18 protein-coding genes are annotated in these 20,617 nt (G+C 34.6%); 9 read left to right on the top strand and 9 right to left on the bottom strand.

What is annotated here, in order from left to right:
* The first annotated feature begins 103 nt into the window (after positions 1 to 103).
* From QSH13_RS07625 to QSH13_RS07615, 3 genes are all read left to right on the top strand, one after another.
* A complete protein-coding gene (locus QSH13_RS07625; protein ID WP_286039010.1) occupies positions 104 to 3,061 on the top strand; it encodes a hypothetical protein in 2,958 nt (985 codons plus the stop codon).
* Between the two features lie 245 nt (positions 3,062 to 3,306).
* Complete coding sequence (locus QSH13_RS07620) at positions 3,307 to 3,915, top strand: 2OG-Fe(II) oxygenase (protein WP_196544263.1); 609 nt, start codon at positions 3,307 to 3,309, stop codon at positions 3,913 to 3,915.
* Between the two features lie 252 nt (positions 3,916 to 4,167).
* Positions 4,168 to 4,749 carry a TorD/DmsD family molecular chaperone gene (locus QSH13_RS07615; RefSeq protein ID WP_235376018.1) on the top strand — a complete coding sequence of 194 codons (582 nt, stop codon included), beginning with the start codon at positions 4,168 to 4,170 and terminating at the stop codon, positions 4,747 to 4,749.
* A gap of 108 nt (positions 4,750 to 4,857) precedes the next feature.
* On the opposite strand, the gene QSH13_RS07610 is transcribed toward QSH13_RS07615, so the two are convergent.
* Both QSH13_RS07610 and mdtH read right to left on the bottom strand, forming a co-directional pair.
* On the bottom strand, positions 4,858 to 5,412 hold the full coding sequence (locus QSH13_RS07610; protein WP_109397597.1) for a lipoprotein: 555 nt from the start codon (positions 5,410 to 5,412) through the stop codon (positions 4,858 to 4,860).
* A 42-nt stretch (positions 5,413 to 5,454) separates the two neighbouring features.
* The gene (mdtH, locus tag QSH13_RS07605; protein WP_109397596.1) at positions 5,455 to 6,657 is read right to left on the bottom strand and encodes a multidrug efflux MFS transporter MdtH; all 1,203 of its coding nucleotides are present in this window, start codon (positions 6,655 to 6,657) and stop codon (positions 5,455 to 5,457) included.
* Between the two features lie 198 nt (positions 6,658 to 6,855).
* On the opposite strand from mdtH, the gene rimJ reads away from it, so the two are divergent.
* On the top strand, positions 6,856 to 7,437 hold the full coding sequence (gene rimJ / locus QSH13_RS07600; RefSeq protein WP_109397595.1) for a ribosomal protein S5-alanine N-acetyltransferase: 582 nt from the start codon (positions 6,856 to 6,858) through the stop codon (positions 7,435 to 7,437).
* Between the two features lie 108 nt (positions 7,438 to 7,545).
* Here rimJ and QSH13_RS07595 read toward each other — a convergent pair whose 3' ends face one another.
* Positions 7,546 to 8,181: a GNAT family N-acetyltransferase gene (locus QSH13_RS07595; RefSeq protein WP_196544265.1), complete on the bottom strand. Its 636-nt coding sequence runs from the start codon at positions 8,179 to 8,181 to the stop codon at positions 7,546 to 7,548.
* Between the two features lie 104 nt (positions 8,182 to 8,285).
* Here QSH13_RS07595 and QSH13_RS07590 point away from each other — a divergent pair, with 104 nt between their 5' ends.
* The 3 genes from QSH13_RS07590 (at position 8,286) to QSH13_RS07580 (ending at position 11,850) form a co-directional block, all read left to right on the top strand.
* A complete protein-coding gene (locus tag QSH13_RS07590) occupies positions 8,286 to 8,882 on the top strand; it encodes a TetR/AcrR family transcriptional regulator (protein ID WP_196544266.1) in 597 nt (198 codons plus the stop codon).
* A gap of 144 nt (positions 8,883 to 9,026) precedes the next feature.
* Positions 9,027 to 10,562, top strand: a complete 1,536-nt coding sequence (gene murJ / locus QSH13_RS07585) for a murein biosynthesis integral membrane protein MurJ (RefSeq protein WP_235376019.1) — start codon at positions 9,027 to 9,029, stop codon at positions 10,560 to 10,562.
* 1,015 nt (positions 10,563 to 11,577) lie between these two features.
* Positions 11,578 to 11,850: a hypothetical protein gene (locus QSH13_RS07580; RefSeq protein ID WP_109397591.1), complete on the top strand. Its 273-nt coding sequence runs from the start codon at positions 11,578 to 11,580 to the stop codon at positions 11,848 to 11,850.
* A 138-nt stretch (positions 11,851 to 11,988) separates the two neighbouring features.
* Here the strand turns inward: QSH13_RS07580 and argS are convergent, their stop codons facing one another.
* Entirely contained in the window at positions 11,989 to 13,719 is a 1,731-nt protein-coding gene (argS, locus tag QSH13_RS07575; RefSeq protein WP_109406225.1) for an arginine--tRNA ligase, read from the bottom strand.
* A gap of 172 nt (positions 13,720 to 13,891) precedes the next feature.
* On the opposite strand from argS, the gene QSH13_RS07570 reads away from it, so the two are divergent.
* Complete coding sequence (locus tag QSH13_RS07570; RefSeq protein WP_109397589.1) at positions 13,892 to 14,446, top strand: VOC family protein; 555 nt, start codon at positions 13,892 to 13,894, stop codon at positions 14,444 to 14,446.
* Positions 14,447 to 14,600: 154 nt separating this feature from the next.
* The gene (cutC, locus tag QSH13_RS07565; RefSeq protein WP_286039011.1) at positions 14,601 to 15,353 is read left to right on the top strand and encodes a copper homeostasis protein CutC; all 753 of its coding nucleotides are present in this window, start codon (positions 14,601 to 14,603) and stop codon (positions 15,351 to 15,353) included.
* A gap of 59 nt (positions 15,354 to 15,412) precedes the next feature.
* Here the strand turns inward: cutC and QSH13_RS07560 are convergent, their stop codons facing one another.
* The 5 genes from QSH13_RS07560 to QSH13_RS07540 form a co-directional block, all read right to left on the bottom strand.
* Positions 15,413 to 16,978, bottom strand: a complete 1,566-nt coding sequence (locus QSH13_RS07560; protein ID WP_286039012.1) for an ATP-binding cassette domain-containing protein — start codon at positions 16,976 to 16,978, stop codon at positions 15,413 to 15,415.
* Between the two features lie 237 nt (positions 16,979 to 17,215).
* The gene (locus tag QSH13_RS07555) at positions 17,216 to 18,031 is read right to left on the bottom strand and encodes a hypothetical protein (RefSeq protein ID WP_286039013.1); all 816 of its coding nucleotides are present in this window, start codon (positions 18,029 to 18,031) and stop codon (positions 17,216 to 17,218) included.
* Positions 18,032 to 18,159: 128 nt separating this feature from the next.
* Positions 18,160 to 19,134 (bottom strand): tRNA 5-methoxyuridine(34)/uridine 5-oxyacetic acid(34) synthase CmoB, encoded by a 975-nt coding sequence (gene cmoB / locus QSH13_RS07550; RefSeq protein ID WP_109397585.1) that lies wholly within the window; start codon positions 19,132 to 19,134, stop codon positions 18,160 to 18,162.
* On the bottom strand, positions 19,134 to 19,886 hold the full coding sequence (gene cmoA, locus QSH13_RS07545; RefSeq protein ID WP_109406228.1) for a carboxy-S-adenosyl-L-methionine synthase CmoA: 753 nt from the start codon (positions 19,884 to 19,886) through the stop codon (positions 19,134 to 19,136). Before cmoA ends, cmoB begins: the two co-directional genes overlap by 1 nt.
* Before the next feature lie 187 nt (positions 19,887 to 20,073).
* Positions 20,074 to 20,472 carry an MAPEG family protein gene (locus QSH13_RS07540; RefSeq protein ID WP_109397584.1) on the bottom strand — a complete coding sequence of 133 codons (399 nt, stop codon included), beginning with the start codon at positions 20,470 to 20,472 and terminating at the stop codon, positions 20,074 to 20,076.
* Positions 20,473 to 20,617 lie beyond the last annotated feature (145 nt).

Raw genomic sequence — 20,617 nt, 5'->3', positions numbered from 1 at the left:
ATTTTTATATAATCTCATAAAAATCTGATTGTAAAAAGATAGCATTTGTAGCTCATCTTATTGATTATTGCCTTATCGATTTAACCATTATGAGGCATATCATATGACTAATGAAATAAAACCAGTAATCAGTAAATTAATACCTATCGGTATATATGATGGAAGCAAAGAAAGGCATCGAGTAAAAAAGGTAAAAAATAGCAATAATACCTATATCAAAAAAAATGAAAAACATAAAGAACATAAATTTAGCTTAAATAACGCTAATAACTATGTATATTTAGGCTCAACAAATACATCTTTACTTAATAATATGGGAATTACTCTTGCAGATGATGGGTCCTTACTATTAATTAAAGGTAAAACGCATGATTTAATTACAGGTTTATATCATAAACACTTTAAAGGAGGATTTAAATATAATGTTTTCAATATAGAACCCCAACAAGGTGATAATATGAAGTTTAAAGAGCTCTATGTTGATCCTAATGGTTTTTTGATTGGAAATAAAAGAAGCGAAAATAAATCTGATAGTGCAGAAGAAAATAAGAATGAATTATATAAAATTAAGTTTAATAAAATTGAAAAAGACTATAATTTAAACGATAGCTCATTAAATTCTATTGAGAATAGCTTTATTGTTGAATATGAAAAATACATAATTGATGATGAACTAAAGCAAGATTTATCCAGCATCAATAATATAGTGGAATTAAAAGAGAGTAATGAATTAAAAATTAATCGTGAAGGATTAGATTTAAGTGTTAGCCTTAAAGATAATATGCTTTATATAAAGGGATTACCTAAAGAAATTATTTCCAGCGATCAAGTTGATAGTGGGAAAATAGAAGAATATAATGTCGTAGAAAATAAAGAAGTAGAAAATAAAGAGGTAGAACATAAAGAGGTAGAACATAAAGAGGTAGAACATAAAATAAAAATCCCTTTAAAATCGACAGATAAAATATTAGCAATTAAACCCATATTAAATCAAATCCAACTCGTTGTGGATAAAGGTAATAAAATAAAAATATATTATCTTGATCCTTTGAATATTTTTTCTCTTAAAGATTATCAGTATGAAGTTACTCGTTTAAAGCAGGAGCCTCCTTTATCATTTTATTCAATGGTAGGTGAAAATAATTATAATAACTATCATTCAGGTCAGCCGTTTTCTACTCAAAAAATAGGTAATTTTAGTAGTCGCCACATTCCCTTTTTCGCATCTTTGATTGATAAGGCAAGAATTAGTCTTGATAAGGCAAAACAACAATATGCATTAAAAAAATATAAATCGATGACATCAAATATTGCGAAAACTGTTGATCCAGGATTTAGAGGGCTTGTTTCAAATATAAAAGGGATTTCAAATTCATCCACATTACCATGTGAGAATAAATTTGAAGCATTACAAAGTGCTAAAAAAAATATGCAGGAAGCTAGTAAAGTATTAAGCAAATACATTAAAGGAGTCAAGAATGGAAAGACACCAGGTGAAGTTATTTACTCTTTAGTTAAAGAAATGAAAGAAAAAAGTAGTGTTACTATTGCTGATACTAAAGGGATCCGTGCTTTCTTTAGTACAAGTTTATTTAGTCTTCACGCAAATATTGGTGTTAATGCATTTATATTAGCAAGATATGCAAAAACACATACAATAACACTTTCAAAAAATGAAAAAAATGAAGTGATATTTTCATTTATTAATGAGAAAGATGTTAATTTATCAGGTGGTTTATCTGCGGGGGGTAATGGATACGAAAAAGTATGGATGGGAGATAATGTTAGTTGTAATGTAGCAACACCATTAATAGCGAGTGCTTATCTTAGCTTAAATTATGAAAGAAAATCTAATTTTTCATTTAAAATAGGATTGGATGATGTTGTTGATTTTATTGATAAAGGAATGGAGTTTACTTATGATCAACTAAAATATAATACAACACTAAATAATGATAAAAATATATCATTTGGAATATCGGCAGATATAAGAAGTGAACTTAGTTTAGGTGTTAATTTGTCACTTTATAATAAAATTCAAATGTCAATACCTAGAAATGCGGTTGGGTTAAATGTTATTGCTAATTTATTAAAGGTTAATTTCAATGTAAATAAATTTTTTGACTATGGGGAAATAAGTGAAGCTAAAAAAAAGAAAGTAATTGATTTTAAATTATTAGAAATTCTTCTTGATATTTATAGAGATTTGAAATTTTATCCATCAAAAACAAGCTCATCCAGTGAAAGACGATGGCTTCCTCTAACAGAAATGAAAAATTTTGAATTTATGCTTCAGAAGAAATTAAATAGTTTATTTAGTCTTAATGTTTTTAATAGTCAAGAATTAGAAGAGAAAAAAGAATTTGAAAATAATAGAAAGAATTTAAAAGAAATATATAAAAGGGTGAGGAAAATAAATAATTTATTTGATGAAAATACAATTGCTTATAATGTAAGTAAAAATATCTCTAAACTTGATAGTGTTCATTTAACAATGCTAATCAATAAAAAATTAAAAAATAGAATGAAAAAAGATCCTGTTTTGTTAGATGAGATAGGAGGGGGAGCTGATTTTGAAAAGTTGAAGTGGAAAGGTAATTTAAAAAATCAATTTTTATTAGATTTAAAAGAAAGGAAGAAAATATTATCTTCTCAAGAAAAAAACAATAAAAATGAGAGATTCAAGTCTTACTCTGTTTTTCAATATAAACTAGATAAGAAGAGTGATATTATTTATAAAAAAGCTAAAGAAATGTTTAATGAAAAAATAAATGAAATAATGAAAAATGAGAATATCACGAATGATTATATTAAATCTACATTAAGCAATTTATATGATAAACTTAAGGATGATTTTAGTAAGATGAAATATCAGCTTAGCTCAATTGATATTATGTCGATTAGTGAAGTATTAGATAAAGACAAATCAATACCACTTGTGTTGGTACAATTAGAGAATGCAAAAGGAATTATTTATCACCAGATAAAAGGTGAAATCAAATTTTCATATGATGAAGATAAAGAACAATTAGAGAAGATGTCGACAAATTATTATTTTTAAGAAAACATTTGTTAGTCTTATGTTTTTAAGTGTGAAAGTGGAAGATTTTAATAACATTCTATTTATTAAGGTATTTTTCTATGCTTTAAGCAGAGTGATTTTTTATTTATTCTCGTAAATTTCTATTTGTTCAGAATTAAAATCTGATGAATTGGTGTTATCAGAAAGATAAATTTATTAAATTGTTATTTTTCTATACTTGGTGTTATAAAGTAAGTTCCCATGTTTATCAGACAATATACTTTATGAATATAGCAGAGCTTCTTGAGCAAATAGCAGAGAAAGGATGGTGTGTATGGGATAATTTCCTCACACCTGAGGCTGTTCAACAATTAAGCGCTTGTTTTGATGGTGAAGCACAACAAGCGCGTATTGGTCGTCATGAGAATCGACTTGAAGAAACAACGATTCGGAGTGACAAAATACGTTGGTTAGAACCTGAAATGGGGACGCCGGTTCAGCATTACTTAATGCAAATGGCGTCTATTCAGAGCGCAGTCAATCGTGAGTTTTTTCTAGGACTTTTTGAGTACGAAGCGCATTTTGCTTGTTATGAAAAAGGTGCTTTTTATAAAAAACATCTGGATGCATTTAAAGAAAATGTTACTCGACGTTTAACAACAGTATTGTATCTTAATGAGGATTGGAAAAAAGAAGACGGTGGCGAGTTAGTTATTTATGATTTGGAAAATAATCAACTTGCGACAGTTGAGCCTAAAGGTGGGCGTTTGGTCGTTTTCCTTTCAGAACAATTTCCTCATGAAGTACTTCCTACTAATAAAGAGAGAATAAGTATTGCCGGATGGTTTCGCGTGAATGGTGTAAGAGATAATTTTCTTGATATAGCCAGTTAACAAATGCAATAAAATGCTGTTGTCATAAAGTCGTTTTTAATACTTTTTATAAAACTACTTTATAAATAGCATGGGATTAGGCGCGTTTCTTATATTAAGTAAAAGACTTAATTATAAGAGCGCGCTTTTTCTGTTTTTAGTGATTAAAGATAGTAAGATTAATATTAACAATATAAAGAGAAATGGCGAAAAAAGTTGATTTTCTTTCTATTAAAAGCACAATAACGCGAAACTTTTTAGGATAAAAATACAATGAATGAATTTTCAATAGTTTGCCGACTTTTAGGCACATTATTTCAGCGCGCTCCCATAGATCCTATTCTATCACCAATTATTAAAATGATTGGTGAAGGAAAACTTAGTCAACTATGGCCATTAGAGCAAGATGAGTTATTTAATGCATTAAAAAACAGCGTCAAAGATTTGGCTATTGTAGAAGCCGATTATCAATCTCTTTTTGGAGGTGAAGTGCCCGCTGTGTCTGTTTATGCCCATGATTATGAAGAGATCAAAGAAGATGATATTCGTCAATTCTTAGTCATAAGGGGTATGCCTGTTACTGATAATGCAACAGACAGTTTTGGTGCTTTATTACTGGCAGCGTCGTGGCTTGAAGATAACTCTGCAGAAGATGAAGTATTAGCACAAATACAATTATTTGATGAGTATCTGCTACCTTGGGCGGGAACATTTTTAGGTAAGGTTGAAGCTTATGCAACAAGTGGCTTTTATCGTACACTAGCTGGTATTGCACGTGGTGCGTTATCCGCATTACGTGAAGAGCTCTCTGATGATGAAGAGAGTGATAAGACAGAAAATACAGAAGCCGAGTAATATAATATTTCTTTGTAAAAGTATTCTAGTATTCATAAAAAAGGCAAACCATTAGGTTTGCCTTTCTCATTAATGACGATAAATATTTTTAATTAACTCGCGTAACTATTAGAGCTGGATAACGAATTTACCAGGTTTAACTTCAATTCCTTTAGCCAGTTTAAACGCGGCGGCTTCAGCGCTGTTTTTTTCTGGATTAAGAACGTAAACAGGATGATTATCAAAGTAAGTCGCGATTGTTGTATCTAAATAAGGTTTTAGTGCCACCACCACAGCATCCATTTTTTCTGGAGAGACTTTATAACTATCAATAGTCATTGATTTTATGTATATCGCTCCTTTATCTGCTTGATAAGAAGGCTGGCCTGATAATGTAAGCTCAACTTTAGCGCTTGTCTTGCCAAAGAACGAATTAATTATCAGATCGGTTGTACCAGAAAGATTAATTTTACCGGGCTCAGTACGACCAATTTGAATGGAAAGATTACTCAATTTAATATCAGCGGATACAACTTCATCTTCACCAATATGTTTCTGGAGATTTATTTTTTGGCTGATATAGTCATTAATAAGATTTTCACTCACATCAAATTGCTTGAGTTGATCACACCCAGAGACTAAGCTTGTTAATACTAATACAGTTGTTAGAAAAATGGCTTTCATAAACACTCCTTGATCATTGATAACTAAGAGTTTAACTGATCTTTAGGGAGTAAGCATGGCTGTTTCTATTTTTTTACGATTAAATTGGCGATGTAATGCATAAAGTGTTATTAAACCTACAGTTCCTAGTAAGAACCAAGGCAATTCAGGCATATCAAATTGATTGCCTAAATCATACATCCATCCACCACCTGTATATCCAATTGCACCACCAAACGCTAAGCCTAATCGGCTAAAGCCCATATAACTACCACGAGCTCGAGGATCGGCAAGTGATGCACTTAATGTTTCGCGTGCAGGCTCTGCTGTAATAGTACCAAGATAAAATAGGCCAATAATTAAGAAGATGCTTTGTAATGAATGGATCATACCAACAGGGAACATACTAATGCTCATTAAAAATAAGCCAGCCATTAAGCGCTGTTCTAATTTGAAATGTTTTTCACTCCAGCGAGCAATAGGATAAAGCAACGTTAAAGAAAGTAGGGCTTCAATGGCATACATCCATTTTACGGCAGTTGGCGTACCCGCAATATCATTGACAATAATAGGAAACATCAACATAACTTGAACGGATAATACAAAATAACCTGTTAGCGTTAAGACATAACAGACAAAACGCTTATCAAGAAATACTCGTTTTAATCCTTCTTTAATCGGTGTTCGAGTTGTAGATATACGATAAGCAGGTAATAACCAAGCATTAAATAAGGCTGCGATAACAAAAACACCCGCACCGACCCAACAAACTAAATGAAAATCATATTGTAATAACCAGCTACCGATGAGTGCACCAATAACGGCGCCAGCACTGTCTTGCATTAGTAATAAAGAGTAAAAACGACCGCGCTCATAAGGACGGGTTAATTTGATAACTAGCGCTGTGCGAGGGGGATCAAATAAAGTGCCGCCTAATGCAGATAAAATGCAAGATAACCAAAGTATCCAAGGTTGATCTGCCATTGCCATTAAAGCAAAACCTAAAGCGCGTAATAACATGCCCGTTATTATCATTGGCTTTGCACCAAAACGGTCTGCAATTGCGCCACCAAAAATGCCGAGACCTTGTTGTACTAATTGTCTAAGCCCTAATGCAAAGCCGACAATAACACCAGCCCAACCTAATTGTTCGACGAAACGAATAGAAATAAGCGGAAAAACGACGAAAAAACCTAAGACAACTAACATATTGTCAATTAGGAGAAAGTATTTACCCAAAGTACGGGCTTGTGTCACCAGCGCCATTACTCACCATCAATAAGCAAATAATTTAAATAAAATAAGGGGGGAATGAAATAATTTATTTCTTCGACTATTCTGTCTCTAAATATGCTTAATTCCTAGTAAATTAAAGATGATATTTTTTTATTAAGGTTAGTGGCAGAATAAGAAGAGTTGCTTCAGAATTAGACTTATTTTATATCAAAGGATAATGAGATCGTAATGTTTGGTTATCGTGGCGGAATTCCTAAAATTCGTTTTGAAACACAGAGAATGGTCATTCGTTTAGCATACGAGCGAGATGCTGAAAGATTGGCTGATTATTATACATTAAACCGTCGTTTTTTAATTCCATGGGAACCCGTAAGAGATAAAACACATTATTTACCTTCTGGTTGGGAACATCGTTTACAATTTATGAATGAATTACACCGACAAGAAAGTGCTTTTCATTTTCTGCTATTAACACAAAAAGAAGATGAAGTTATCGGTGTTGCTAATTATAGCAATGTGATGCGTGGCGCTTTTAATGCCTGTTTTTTGGGGTATTCAGTCGGTGAAAAATGGCAAGGTCATGGCTATATGTCTGAAGCGTTAACAGAAACACTTCGCTATATGCAACGACAACAAGGGATGCATCGTATTATGGCGAATTATATGCCTCATAATTTACGCAGTGGAAACCTATTAGCTAAACATGGTTTTGAACGTGAAGGATACGCCAAAAACTATCTGCAAATTAATCAAGAGTGGCGAGATCACGTACTGACTGCATTAACAACGCGAACTTATTTTAAACGTTAATATTGGTCATCATGGAAGAAAAGCACTGCTTATTATTATATTAAAAATACCCTTATGTCAGTGCTTCTGCCAATTTTTTTATAGTAAAAGGGATAGCTAATAGGTCACCTAAGTCAGTTTTTTCAACATATAGTACCAATGTTGAATATGGAAAATAGACTGTGTTAAGCGCGATGATTCTTCTTTTTCAATATAAAATCCATTCTTTTTATACAAATAAAGTGCACCCTTATGATGAATATCGACATGAAGTGATAAATAGGCTTTTTTCAGAATATCTTTACTATATTGGGTTATCCACTCCAGTATAGCGTAGGCAATACCATGTCCTTGATATGATGATAAAACGGCAATGTGTGCCAAATAAGCCTCATTTTCATTTGGTGTATAATCAAATAAAGAAAAGAAAATCTTTTGCTTAATATAATGAGCAATACCAAAACGCCAATAATTCAAGAAAGGTGTTTTAATAAAAGGATTTGAAATAAAGTTGTTTTCTTTTACCACTAAACAAAATGTTGCAATTATCTTTCCATCATCAGTGACAATAAATTGTTGGCTATTTTTTTTACATGCTAATGAATTCCAAATAGCCTCTAATTGCCGACATTGGTTAAGATTAGTGCTATCAATATTAAAAGCGTTCAATTTAAAGCGAAATGCTTGTGCAACTAATTGAATAATTTCAGGAATATCTGAAGGCTCTGCAACACGAAGCTGATAGTGTTCATGAAGTAATTGCATGATATCGTTACTCTGCAATAATAGGGTTAACTTTTTAGACTGCTTGGTCTAGTTATTTATAGACTATTCAGTCTAATTTATTTTGTCCAGAGATTTTTTATGTTATGAACAAGACTGTTACTGAAAAACAAAAAGCGAAAATGAAGCATATTATTGATGCTGCAATACGTTGCTTTGCTGTAAAAGGTTTTCACTCGACATCAACAGCAGAAATCTGTCATGAAGCAGCCATGAGCCCTGGAAATGTATTTCATTACTTTCCGAATAAAAACTCGATTATTGAGGCGATTGCATTAGAGGATATACACCTGTTTAATGATATCTTTTGTCGCTATGAAGCCGAAGAAGAGTGTATTCAAGCAATCATCGATTTAATAAAGGAAATTATAGCGCTCTATAATCACCCCGAATATGCGCGTATTAGTATTGAAATTTTTGCTGAAGCATCGCGTAATGCGAGCATTCACGAGGTTTTTATTGAAAATGAAAGAAAAAACAAACAGCGTTTGATTGCCATGTTGAAAAACGGTATTAAAAAAGGGCAGATAGACTCAACACTTGAACCAGAGAAAGTTGCAACATGGTTGTTAGCCATCGCAGATGGTTCTATGGGCAGAAATATTATCGAGCCTGAATTTAATGAGGGGGAGGAGAATGCGATGTTGGAAGTGATGTTGAGAAAAATACTCACGAAGCCATAAATAGCTATTTTTTAATCGCTTTGGTTAGTCGAAGATAAGCTGAGTTAGCCTATTCTTAGCGAATTGAAGATTGATTTTTCGATGTTAGAGACGGAGTATAGTCCCTTTCTTTTTATTCTATTTAACAAAAATCAGAATGACTTTATGAATTTACTTAAATCACTTGCAGCAGTGAGTTCTATGACCTTATTTTCACGGGTACTAGGATTTATTCGTGATGCAATTATTGCGCGTATTTTTGGCGCAGGTATGGCAACCGATGCCTTTTTTGTTGCTTTTAAATTGCCAAACTTATTACGTCGTATTTTTGCGGAAGGTGCATTTTCTCAAGCATTTGTTCCGATCTTGGCAGAATATAAAAATCAGCAAGGTGAGGAAGCTACGCGTACCTTTATTGCTTATGTTTCGGGTATGCTGACGCTTATTTTAGCAGTGGTTACCGTCATTGGTATTATTGCTGCGCCTTGGGTGATTTATGTTACAGCACCAGGTTTTAGTAGTTCACCCGATAAGTTTCAATTGACGACAGATTTATTACGGATCACTTTTCCTTATATTTTCCTGATATCATTAGCTTCATTGACGGGCTCTATTTTAAATACTTGGAATCGTTTTTCAGTCCCCGCGTTTGCACCAACGCTACTCAATGTCAGTATGATCTTTTTCGCTTTAGTGGTCGCTCCTTATTGTAATCCTCCTGTTATGGCATTGGCGTGGGCAGTTGTTGCTGGGGGAATATTACAACTAGGTTATCAATTACCACATTTGAAAAAAATCGGTATGCTTGTTTTACCGCGTGTTTCATTTAAAAATAGCGGTGTTTGGCGTGTGATGAGATTGATGGGGCCGGCTATTTTGGGCGTGTCGGTTAGTCAAATATCGTTAATTATCAATACGATTTTTGCTTCTTTTTTAGTGTCTGGATCAGTTTCTTGGATGTATTATGCAGACCGTTTAATGGAATTACCGACAGGGGTATTAGGCGTTGCATTAGGTACAATCTTACTTCCTTCATTATCTAAAAGCTTTGCCAGTGGTAATACTGAAGAATATAGAAAATTGATGGATTGGGGATTAAGACTGTGTTTCTTACTAGCACTGCCTTGTACTATTGGTTTAGCGGTATTATCTGGACCTTTAACAGCGTCTTTATTTCAATATGGTAATTTTAATGCGCATGATGCACTCATGACACAACAGGCGTTAATCGCTTACTGTGTTGGATTAATGGGGCTGATCATCATAAAAATATTAGCACCAGGTTTTTATTCACGTCAGGATATTAAAACACCAGTAAAAATTGCAATTGCAACATTGATCCTCACACAATTAATGAATCTTGCGTTTATTGGTAGTTTAAAACATGTAGGTCTTGCGCTCTCGATCGGTATTGCGGCTTGTTTTAATGCCTCTATGTTGTTTTGGCAGATCCGTAAGAAAGATATTTATCAGCCTTTAGCTGGTTGGCCTGTGTTCTTATTAAAACTTATTATCGCGCTTGCCGTAATGGCGGCTGTATTAGTTGGAATGTTGTGGATCATGCCAAGCTGGGATGTCGGCAACATGCTAATGCGTATCTTGCGCTTGTTGCTAGTTGTAGTAGTCGGAGCAGGAAGTTATTTTGTTGTGTTGTATGCGTTAGGATTTAGACCTCGCCATTTCTCACTACGTGCTTTATAAAACTGATAATACAGACTCCTCGCTTTTGTATAAAAGTGAGGAGTTGCAAAATTAACAATCTTTTCATCAATGCAATTTTCCTTATTTAGAACCTTTCTCTATTTTTAGACTATTTTTAATGTAACATTGATCACATTTCTAGCATTTAGTTATGTAGATTTGGCTATCCTTAAAAAAACAAAAAGTGAGAAAAATGCAAAAATCTTTTTTCTCACTATTTTTTTTATTAAATTTTTTTTCCAATTTCTAAATGATTTATACAGTTTTTCGGTGTTGGAATGCATTTTTTAATTGATATTGATAAATTTATCTAAACATTAATCATATCGAATATCTTTAGACAATTTGTTTACTAGTCGTGAGATTCTACATAAAGTAAAAAAATAGACGCTATATTCTAGGTACTTACGGTTTGACGAATTATCTTTTTTTAGATAAACTCTCTTGTGTTGTAGAGGTTTAAAAATTGGCACATCTGTTAAATATTTCTTACTTAATGATGAGATATTACAAATATTTCAAAAAATTGCAGTATATTTTAAAATATTTGATTTTTTTGATTTGAGACATATTATTATTTCTTTATTCAGGTAGATTAACAGTGACTGTAAAGTTATTTGCTTGTTATCGTTCAGTACTACTGAAAGTGATCATATCTATTTTGTCTGCGCTTCAAATAGGTAATACGATTGCTGGGGATAAGCAGTAAACAATAAGTCGTGTGAATAATGAAATTGATACTAAATCTATTATTAATAGGTAATTAGATTACTGTGAATTCAGTATGGTACACTAATTATCGCTTTCATTTGTCCGCCGCTGTTTTCTGTTTTTCCCTCTCTTTTCTAATCCTTGTCAATATTTCTCCTTAATAGCTCAATAACTCAAATATTTATCCATTTATTCGTTATACTTAAAACAGTTATCGATCATTAGATATTTCTAGTTTAAAGACGACTAAACAATCACTTAGTGATTTTGGTAAAAATAAAAATAAGAGTGTCAAGGAGCTACTATGAAAAAAGCAATTATCATTTCTATATCATTAGCTACGTTATTTCTTGCAGGTTGCACTGCTGATGGAAAAATTAGCACCTCAAAACTCACTCCTGTTAACTGTGTTGGTGTATTTGATAAAACGAATGAGCAGCTTGCTTTCACCGCTAAAGACGTTAATGACCGCTTATACAGCCCTAGTAAGCCAATAGATAGTGTTGATGGCTGGATTGAGGCAAAAGATATTAGAGGGCTATTGTGTCAGGATGTTATAACTGCTAACGAAGATTAATAATTAAATAGCATTGAAAATTTGGTTGGTTCATTGTTTGACGTATTTTAGCTATCTTGAATTAAAATTTGATACACAAAAAACCGATGGTATTAACCATCGGTTTTTTTATCACTATGATTTGAAAACAGCGATAAATTACATTCTATCTACCGTTTCAATACCCAAAGTATCTAAACCTTGTTTTAAAGTTTTCGCGGTTAAACGAGCCAGTTTTAGACGACTTTGGCGAGTGCTTTCATCTTCAGCAGATAAGATAGGGCAGTTTTCATAAAAGCCAGAGAAGGTTTGTGCCAAATCGTAAAGATAAGCACACATAACGTGAGGTGTTCCTTCACGAGAAACTTGCATAATCGTCTCATCAAATTGGACTAAACGTAATGCAAGCTGTCTTTCATGAGATTGTGTTAGTGCGATAGGTTGTGTTAGCGCATTTTCATCAATGTCTGCACGTTTAAAGATTGAGGCAACACGAGTATAAGCATATTGCATATAAGGTGCTGTGTTCCCCTCGAAACTTAACATCAGATCCCAATCAAAGATGTAATCTGTTGTACGATTTTTAGATAAATCAGCGTATTTAACAGCCCCAATACCCACAACACGAGCAACGTTATCTAATTCGTCTTTATCCATATCTGGATTTTTGTCAGCGATTAATGCACGGGCTCTTTCTTGAGCTTCATCGAGTAAGTCAGTTAAACGAATAGTGCCACCAGAACGAGTTTTAAACGGACGACCATCTTTACCTAGCATCATACCGAACATATGGTGTTCAAGAGACATTGAATCAGGAATGTAGCCTGCTTTGCGGACAATCGTCCAAGCCTGCATTAAATGTTGGTGCTGACGAGAGTCGATATAATAAAGTACGCGATCAGCATGTAATGTTTCGTGACGGTATTTTGCACAAGCAATATCTGTTGTTGTATATAGGTAGCCACCATCTTTTTTCTGAACGATAACACCCATAGGTTCGCCTTCCTTGTTTTTATATTCATCAAGGAAAACAACGGTTGCACCTTCACTTTCTACTGCAAGACCTTTTGCTTTTAAATCAGCAACAATACCTGCCAACATTGGGTTATAAAGGCTTTCACCCATAATGTCATCTTCGGTTAATGTGACGTTAAGGCGCTGATAAGTCACTTGGTTTTGTTGCATGGTGATATCAACTAATTTACGCCACATTGTACGGCAGTATTCATCACCACTTTGTAATTTCACAACGTAATTACGCGCACGTTCTGCGAACACTTCATCTTCATCATAGTGTTTTTTCGCTTCACGATAGAACTCTTCCAGATCGGATAACGCCATATCAGCGGCATTTTCATTCTGTTTTTTCTCTAAGTACGCAATTAACATACCAAATTGCGTACCCCAATCACCAAGGTGATTAGCACGAATAACATTATGACCTAAGAAAGATAAGGTACGTGCACTTGCATCACCAATAATGGTCGAGCGTAAGTGGCCAACGTGCATCTGTTTTGCAACATTCGGAGATGAATAGTCGATAACAATAGTTTGAGGTTCAACTGGGGTTACGTTTAGGTGTTCATCTGCTAATGCGTATTCAGCTTGCTTTGCAACCCATTGTGGAGATAAAAAGATATTGATAAAACCCGGACCTGCGATTTCAACTTTATCTGCTATATCCGTAATATCAAGCTTTTCTAGGATCTTTTCTGCGAGTTGTCGGGGCGGGATCCCCATTTTTTTTGCAGCTCCCATGACACCATTTGCCTGATAGTCACCAAACTGTACTTTGGCTGACTGACGGACAAGAGGTTCGCTATCAGCGGGTGCACCAGCAGCACACATTGCCACACTGATTTTTTCTGAAAGAAAAGCCTGAATATTCACCGGGTTACCTTAAATAATTGAGAAAATAAAACCTGACGACAAAAGCCTGACAGGTTTCTTATAAAGAATTAGGATTAACCTTGAATTTATAACATATTCCGGCTAGAACATGCTACCATCTCAGACTTATCTTTAAGGTTTTTTCTCTGTTTTTTCATTAAGGTTATTCAAAATGGTGCTATTTTCTTCAATTTCTCAATTAAATGATTTAACTCGTGAGCTTTCTTTGTTTGAAGAAAATATGACACTATTTGCCGATAGTTTGGGTATAGATTTAGCTATCTATCCCACTGATCATGTATCGTTACGTTGTCACGATTTGGCTTTGGCTGAGCAGTGGCGAATAGGATTAAGTCAGTGTGGAAAGTGTATTTCTGATAATGTGATTAACGGGCGCCCAATATATCTATTTCAATTAGAAACGCCATTAACTATTTTAAATCAATCTGTTTCAATTGTTGAATTGCCTTTTCCCACAAATAAAACATATGAATATCAAGGTTGGGAGCATATTGAGCAAGTAATCTCCGTCGAACCAAGAGAGCTAGTGAGTCGAGTCATGTCTTTTTTACCCCAAACATTACCAGAAAATGTGAGCTTAAAAATCAGTGAACCTAAAGGTGAGAAAGAGCGTTTACCTAATCCAACGGTGGCCATTTCTAATGGAAAAGTCACTGTGAAGTATCATCCTTATTCGTTACTTGAAATCGTAGAAAGTGAGTGTTGAACGACATTTTCAGAAAATAGTTTGCTTGTGTCAGCACAAAACTCTGATAGTGGAATTGAATGAATAACGATATTCGACAACTATTGTTAGTAATCGCTGAGAAATGATATTTATTTTCTGATTACTTTCTTTATTAAGGATGGAGAGGGATGATATGGCTACATTGGAGATTTGTTGTTTTGGCGCTGAATGTGCGTTGGTAGCAGAACGAGCAGGCGCAGACAGAATAGAGCTGTGCACGAGTCCGGCAGAAGGCGGCATTACGCCAAGCTATGGAATGCTACGACAAGTCAGAGAGTTGGTTCGTATTCCCGTTCATCCTATCGTTCGCCCGCGTGGTGGTGATTTTTGTTATTCACAAGCTGATTTTTCAGCAATGAAAAATGATATTAGTTTGATCCGTGATATGGGCTTTTCAGGAGCAGTTGTTGGTCTTTTAAATGAAGAAGGACATATTGATTTGCCTAAAATGGAAATTTTAATGGAGCTTGCAGGTCCATTAGCTATTACTTTTCATCGTGCTTTTGATATGTGTATTAATCCATTATTAGCGTTAGAACAACTGACTCAGTTGGGGGTTTCTCGTATTTTAACGTCAGGACAGCAACCGAATGCAGAACTTGGCTTACCATTGTTACGAACGTTAAATGAAAAAACACAAGGCCCTATAATTATGGCGGGTGCGGGTGTAAGGCTTAGTAATATCCAAAAATTCCTAGATACAGGATTAAAAGAAATACACAGCTCAGCAGGAAAAGTGGCACCTTCAACCATGATTTATCGTAAAGCGGGTGTAACGATGAGCTCTGACAGTGAGATTGATGAATTTACGCATTACTGTGTGGATGAAGATACTGTTGAAGCAATGAAAGATATTATGAGTATTTATACGCCATTAGCATCTTGATTAGACGGATTAAATATTCTAGAACTGCGCTTTTTTATAGCGCAGTTTTTTTATCTAATCTAGCCTAATACCAGCGTGTGCGTAATACCACAGCGTTCAACAAAGGTTTCATCATGCGAAACTAATAATAATGTGCCTTGATATTCAACGAGTAGATCTTCCAATAGTTGTTTTGATTCTATATCAAGGTGATTATCTGGCTCATCAAGTAATAATACCGCAGGTGGTTTTGGGCTATGTGTTAAAGCCAATAATGTTGCTTTTAATTGCTCACCACCACTTAGTTTTTCAAGTGGCAGTAACGATTTATCACTTCTAATTCTTAACATTCCAAGACGTGTTCGCCATTGCTCGATAGAAATCGCGGGTTGATATTGGTGTAGTGCTTGTGCAACTGGCAATGTTTTATCAAGTAAAGTCAGATGTTGATCAAGATAACAAAAGTCTTTGTTGAGACGAAATTCACCAGAAAGTGGTGCAAATTGTTTGATCAAACATTTTAATAATGTTGACTTTCCACATCCATTTTTACCTTGAATATGCCAATGCTCATTCCCATAAGCTGAAAATGAAATGGGGTGCTGATAACCATATGGAAGCTGAAGATTATTAACAAATACATTTAAACGATGACCATCACTTTGATAATTTAATACCATTTTCTGCTGATGAACATGTGCTTTTTCTTCATCGATGCTTTGCTTTTGAGATTGCATATCATCAATTATACGCTGATGCCGTTTAGCAACTGCAGATTGTCGTTGTTCAGCCCTATTTGTTTGCATATCTAATAAAAGTAAGCACTGAGATCCACTTTTCCTGATTGATTCGCCTTGTCGTTTCCGTTGTGCTGCTTTTTGTAATGTCGATTGTTGCTGGCGTTTCTCATTTTTAATTTGGCTGTTTAGTCGATCACTTGTTGCTTCCAACGATGCTATTTCTGCACGTTTTTGTGTCTCATATAAAGTATAATTTCCACCATATTCAAATAAACCTTTCTCACTTAATTCAAAAATAGTATCAGCATAAGAAAGCAAGTTTCGATTGTGACTTACAATAAGAGAGCCCGCTTTGTGCAAAGCCAATTGTTTTACTAGCCATTGTTGTCCTTGATAATCAAGATGGTTATCTGGTTCATCTAACAGCAAAAAACTCTCTTTACATAAAAAAGCACGACATAGCGCTAAACGTGTTTGTTCTCCACCGCTTAGATGCGTAATAGGAGTATCTAATGCGACAGGAAGTTGTGCTGAATCTAATAAATTCTGCCACATAACAGGAAATTGCCATTTGCCATCGAGTAACTCAATATCTTCTAATGTGGCGATGCCGGCATCAACGCGTTGAAATACTTGATAAATTTCATGAATACCTAATGCTTGAGCAAGTGTATTACCTTGTAATCGAGTTAATTGTTCAACGTGAACAAAGGGGATATTCCAATTAACTTGGCCAGTGGTTGGTAATATTTTTTGTGCTAATAATCTTAATAGTACAGACTTTCCTTTACCGTTATGGCCGATTAATGCATTTTGCTGACAAGACAATGCACGAGTTAAAGGTGGAAAAAGACTTTGCTGATTAAATTCGATAGTAAGTTGTGAAAAGTGGCAGGCTATTGTCATAATAAGACCTCCTAAGCGAAATAGGTGGCAGACAGCCGAGATCTTTTTTTAGATGCGACGAAGTAAATTATTGTCTGCCAGTAACAGAAAAGTGAATACCGAAAAAGGTATTTGAAAAATTTTCTGGCAGAATTTAATTCATCGTAGGGAAGTGCCTTCTTAAAAAGAGAAATAATTGGTGGAAATAGCATGCGTATTAAAACATGAATAAAGATGAACAACAAGGGCTGAATAAGATTATCTGTGTGTGGTTTTTATTGCTCTAGCTTTTATTCTGAACATTATATGTTTATATATTGATGATATATTAATATAGGTAATGCAGGCTAAAGGAATACCATAAAATAGAGTGCCATAAGCCATACCAATATGTGGAACATTAAAATAATCACTGTGTTGTGGGATTAAATGGAGATAGTCAATTTCATGTAAATATTGGGGCGTTAATCCGCCATAAGGGACTAGGAATTTAAAAATCATGACAGAGAAAAGGCATAGCATAAAATTTAAAACTAATAGTGCAGAATAGAATAAGTTCTTCCCCATTTCTTCTTTAGTTTTCACTTGATAACCACTGATAATTCGATTAGCAACAATCACAGCATAAAGCCAAATAATCAGGTTTTCATCACCCATAATCATACTATTTATGATAAGAGCAAATATTCCATAAAAGGGAATAAGAGCAAAAACCAGTTTAGTACGAGCAAATGCAGCCATAAAAACACCAGAATGCACAAGAATAAATTCAAATAAAAATAAAACGGTTAGATTATAAATTGTCTGAACTGAGAAGTGTTCAGGAAACCACCAAACGGTAATAATAAAAACGATATATAAAAATTGTGTGGCATAGTCAAATAATGAAAAAAAGAGATGTATTCCACGTTGTAGAGGTGTTAGTGGGAGACGCTTTTCTGATGTTGTTTCTATAAAAGAGGAGAAAAGAGGATCATCATATTGCTGATGTTTATTCTTTTGTAAAAGAGCGTATTGTTTTTTTTGTGTTATTTTCTTTTGGGTAGAAAGTTTGCTCTTTGGTGTTTTAGCCATAATTTTCTTTAATCGTTCATCTGTAAATAAAGGGGGGGATAAGGCGCTTTTAATAAAACGGCAAGATGAATATTATGAAAGAAAGGGATATTAAATAACTTGATATCCCTTTAAATTTAGATAAAAGATTAAGGCTTAGTTGCAATTAATATTGCACGTTTAGGTGCGGGATAACCTTCAACGGTTTTTGTTTTATCATCAGCATCTAAGAATGCATCTAATGAATCCGTGACCATCCAATCGGTTTTACGCTGTTCATCAAGTGAGGTTGTGTTTTCATCGACAATGCGTACATCTTTAAAACCACATTTTTCTAGCCAAACTTTCAGCATTTTTGCAGATGGAATAAAATACACATTACGCATTTGTGCATAACGTTCACCTGGGATCAGGCATTGAAACTCATCACCATCAATAACAAGGCTTTCTAATACTAATTCACCACCAGAAACTAACTGGTTTTTTAATTGCCATAGATGATCAAGTGGTGAACGGCGATGATAAAGCACTCCCATTGAGAATACGGTATCGAAGGCATTTAATTCAGGCATTTGTTCAATACCAACAGGAATTAAATGTGCGCGTTGGTCATTACCTAATAATTTTCTGACAGCTTCAAATTGGCATAAGAAAAGTTGAGTAGGATCGATCCCTACAACAAATTCTGCACCTTCACCTAACATCCGCCACATGTGATAGCCACTACCACAACCGACATCTAATACTAAGCGACCTTTAAGTGGTGAAAGATGAGGTAAAACACGCTCCCATTTCCAATCAGAGCGCCATTCTGTATCGATATTAACGCCATAAAGTGAAAATGGGCCTTTACGCCACGGCATTAAATTTTTTAAAACGTTGCTTAATCCCAGCTGCTCGCCTGCGCTTAATGTAGGTGTGTGTTGGGCAATTACACCATTTTTTAAATCAATCTCAGTAGGCGTAATTTCAGGTAAACCATCGAGCATTCTTTCCCATGAGGAAAAGTGACCGTGTAACGCATTTGAACGCCATTCTGATAATTGAGCCGGTAATGTATCTAACCAATGAAATAAGCGCTCATCTTGCGCAATAAGTTGATAGAACGAGCCAAAATTAATCATTAATTATTGCCTTTAATCGCTAAAAGAGAGCCGAAATTAAAACATTGGAACCAAACTTCTGTATGCGGAAAACCTGCATTATGTAAGCGAGTTTTATGCGTTTCAACAGAATCGGTCAGCATAACATTTTCTAACATGCTACGTTTTTGGCTAATTTCTAATTCGCTGTAACCATTAGCACGTTTAAAATCATGGTGCATATTAAAGAGCAACTCACCAATTTCTTTATCTTCAAAACTAAATTTTTCAGAAAGCACTAACACACCACCAGGATTAAGGCCTTGGTAAATTCGGTTTAATAATAGTTGGCGATCGTTCGGTGCTAAGAATTGTAAGGTGAAATTAAGTACTACCATTGAGGCATTATTAATTTCGATATCAAGAATATCACCTTCAATAATATCAACAGGTGTATCTGCTTTATAGGCATTAATATGGCGCTGACAGCGCTCTACCATGGCAGGTGAATTATCAACACCAATAATTTTGCAACCAGTAACATCAATATTACGACGCATTGAAAGGGTAGCTGCGCCTAAAGAACAGCCTAAATCATAGACTTGGCTATTGGGCGTAACAAAGCGACCTGCAAGCATACCAATCATGGAGATGATATTTGAGTAACCTGGTACTGAGCGTTTTATCATATCAGGAAATACTTCGGCGACTTTTTCATCAAAGCGCCAGTCACCCAGATTAGCAATAGGTGTCGCAAATAAGCTGTCTTGTTGTGATGATTTTGAATTCGACATAACTGAAATAGGTTTAAGGAATAAAAGAAGCTCGCATTCTACCAGAAGCGACGGTGCTCACAAAGTTGCATTATTTAGAAAGAAATTGGAAAAAATAAATAAACCTTTTTGATACCTTGCCGTTATTAGACACAACAGCAAGGATGCCGGTTTTGATCATGGATGATCATGTTATTCCCACGAGGACTTAGTAATAAAAGGAAAAGATTTGTATCCAAGGAAGGAAATAAATATTAGCAATGATCATCAATACCATTGATAAGTAAGTGGCAGCCATTCCTGAACGACGCCAGCGAAGTTCACGATGTTTTAATCCATAAGAGTGTAAAAAGCGACCTGCGATTAAAATTGAGCCACAGATGTGTACCATCCAAACAAAAGCACCATTCATTTCCATGACCAGCAATAAGATCATGGAGATTGGAATATATTCTACTGCATTGCCGTGAACACGGATGGCTGTTTGTAATTCATAAAAGCCACCATCGCCATAAGCAACCCGATATTGCGTTCTGAGTTTTACGACATTGAGGGACAATTTAATCAATAACAGTGCGCCCAGTATGATATAAAGCGAGCTAACCATCTTTTCTCCATTGCCAAAGCCAAAAAACGGCGAATTTAATGATAAACCTCAAAGCGACTTCTGTCGCTATAAATAATTATTATTAATTAATTGTTTGGGGATTAGCAAATCCTTGAAAAGATGTATCATATAAACTAGGTCTATA

The organism is Proteus faecis (assembly GCF_030286765.1).
GTDB lineage: Bacteria > Pseudomonadota > Gammaproteobacteria > Enterobacterales > Enterobacteriaceae > Proteus > Proteus faecis.
This window is presented reverse-complemented; position numbering and strand designations above follow the sequence as displayed.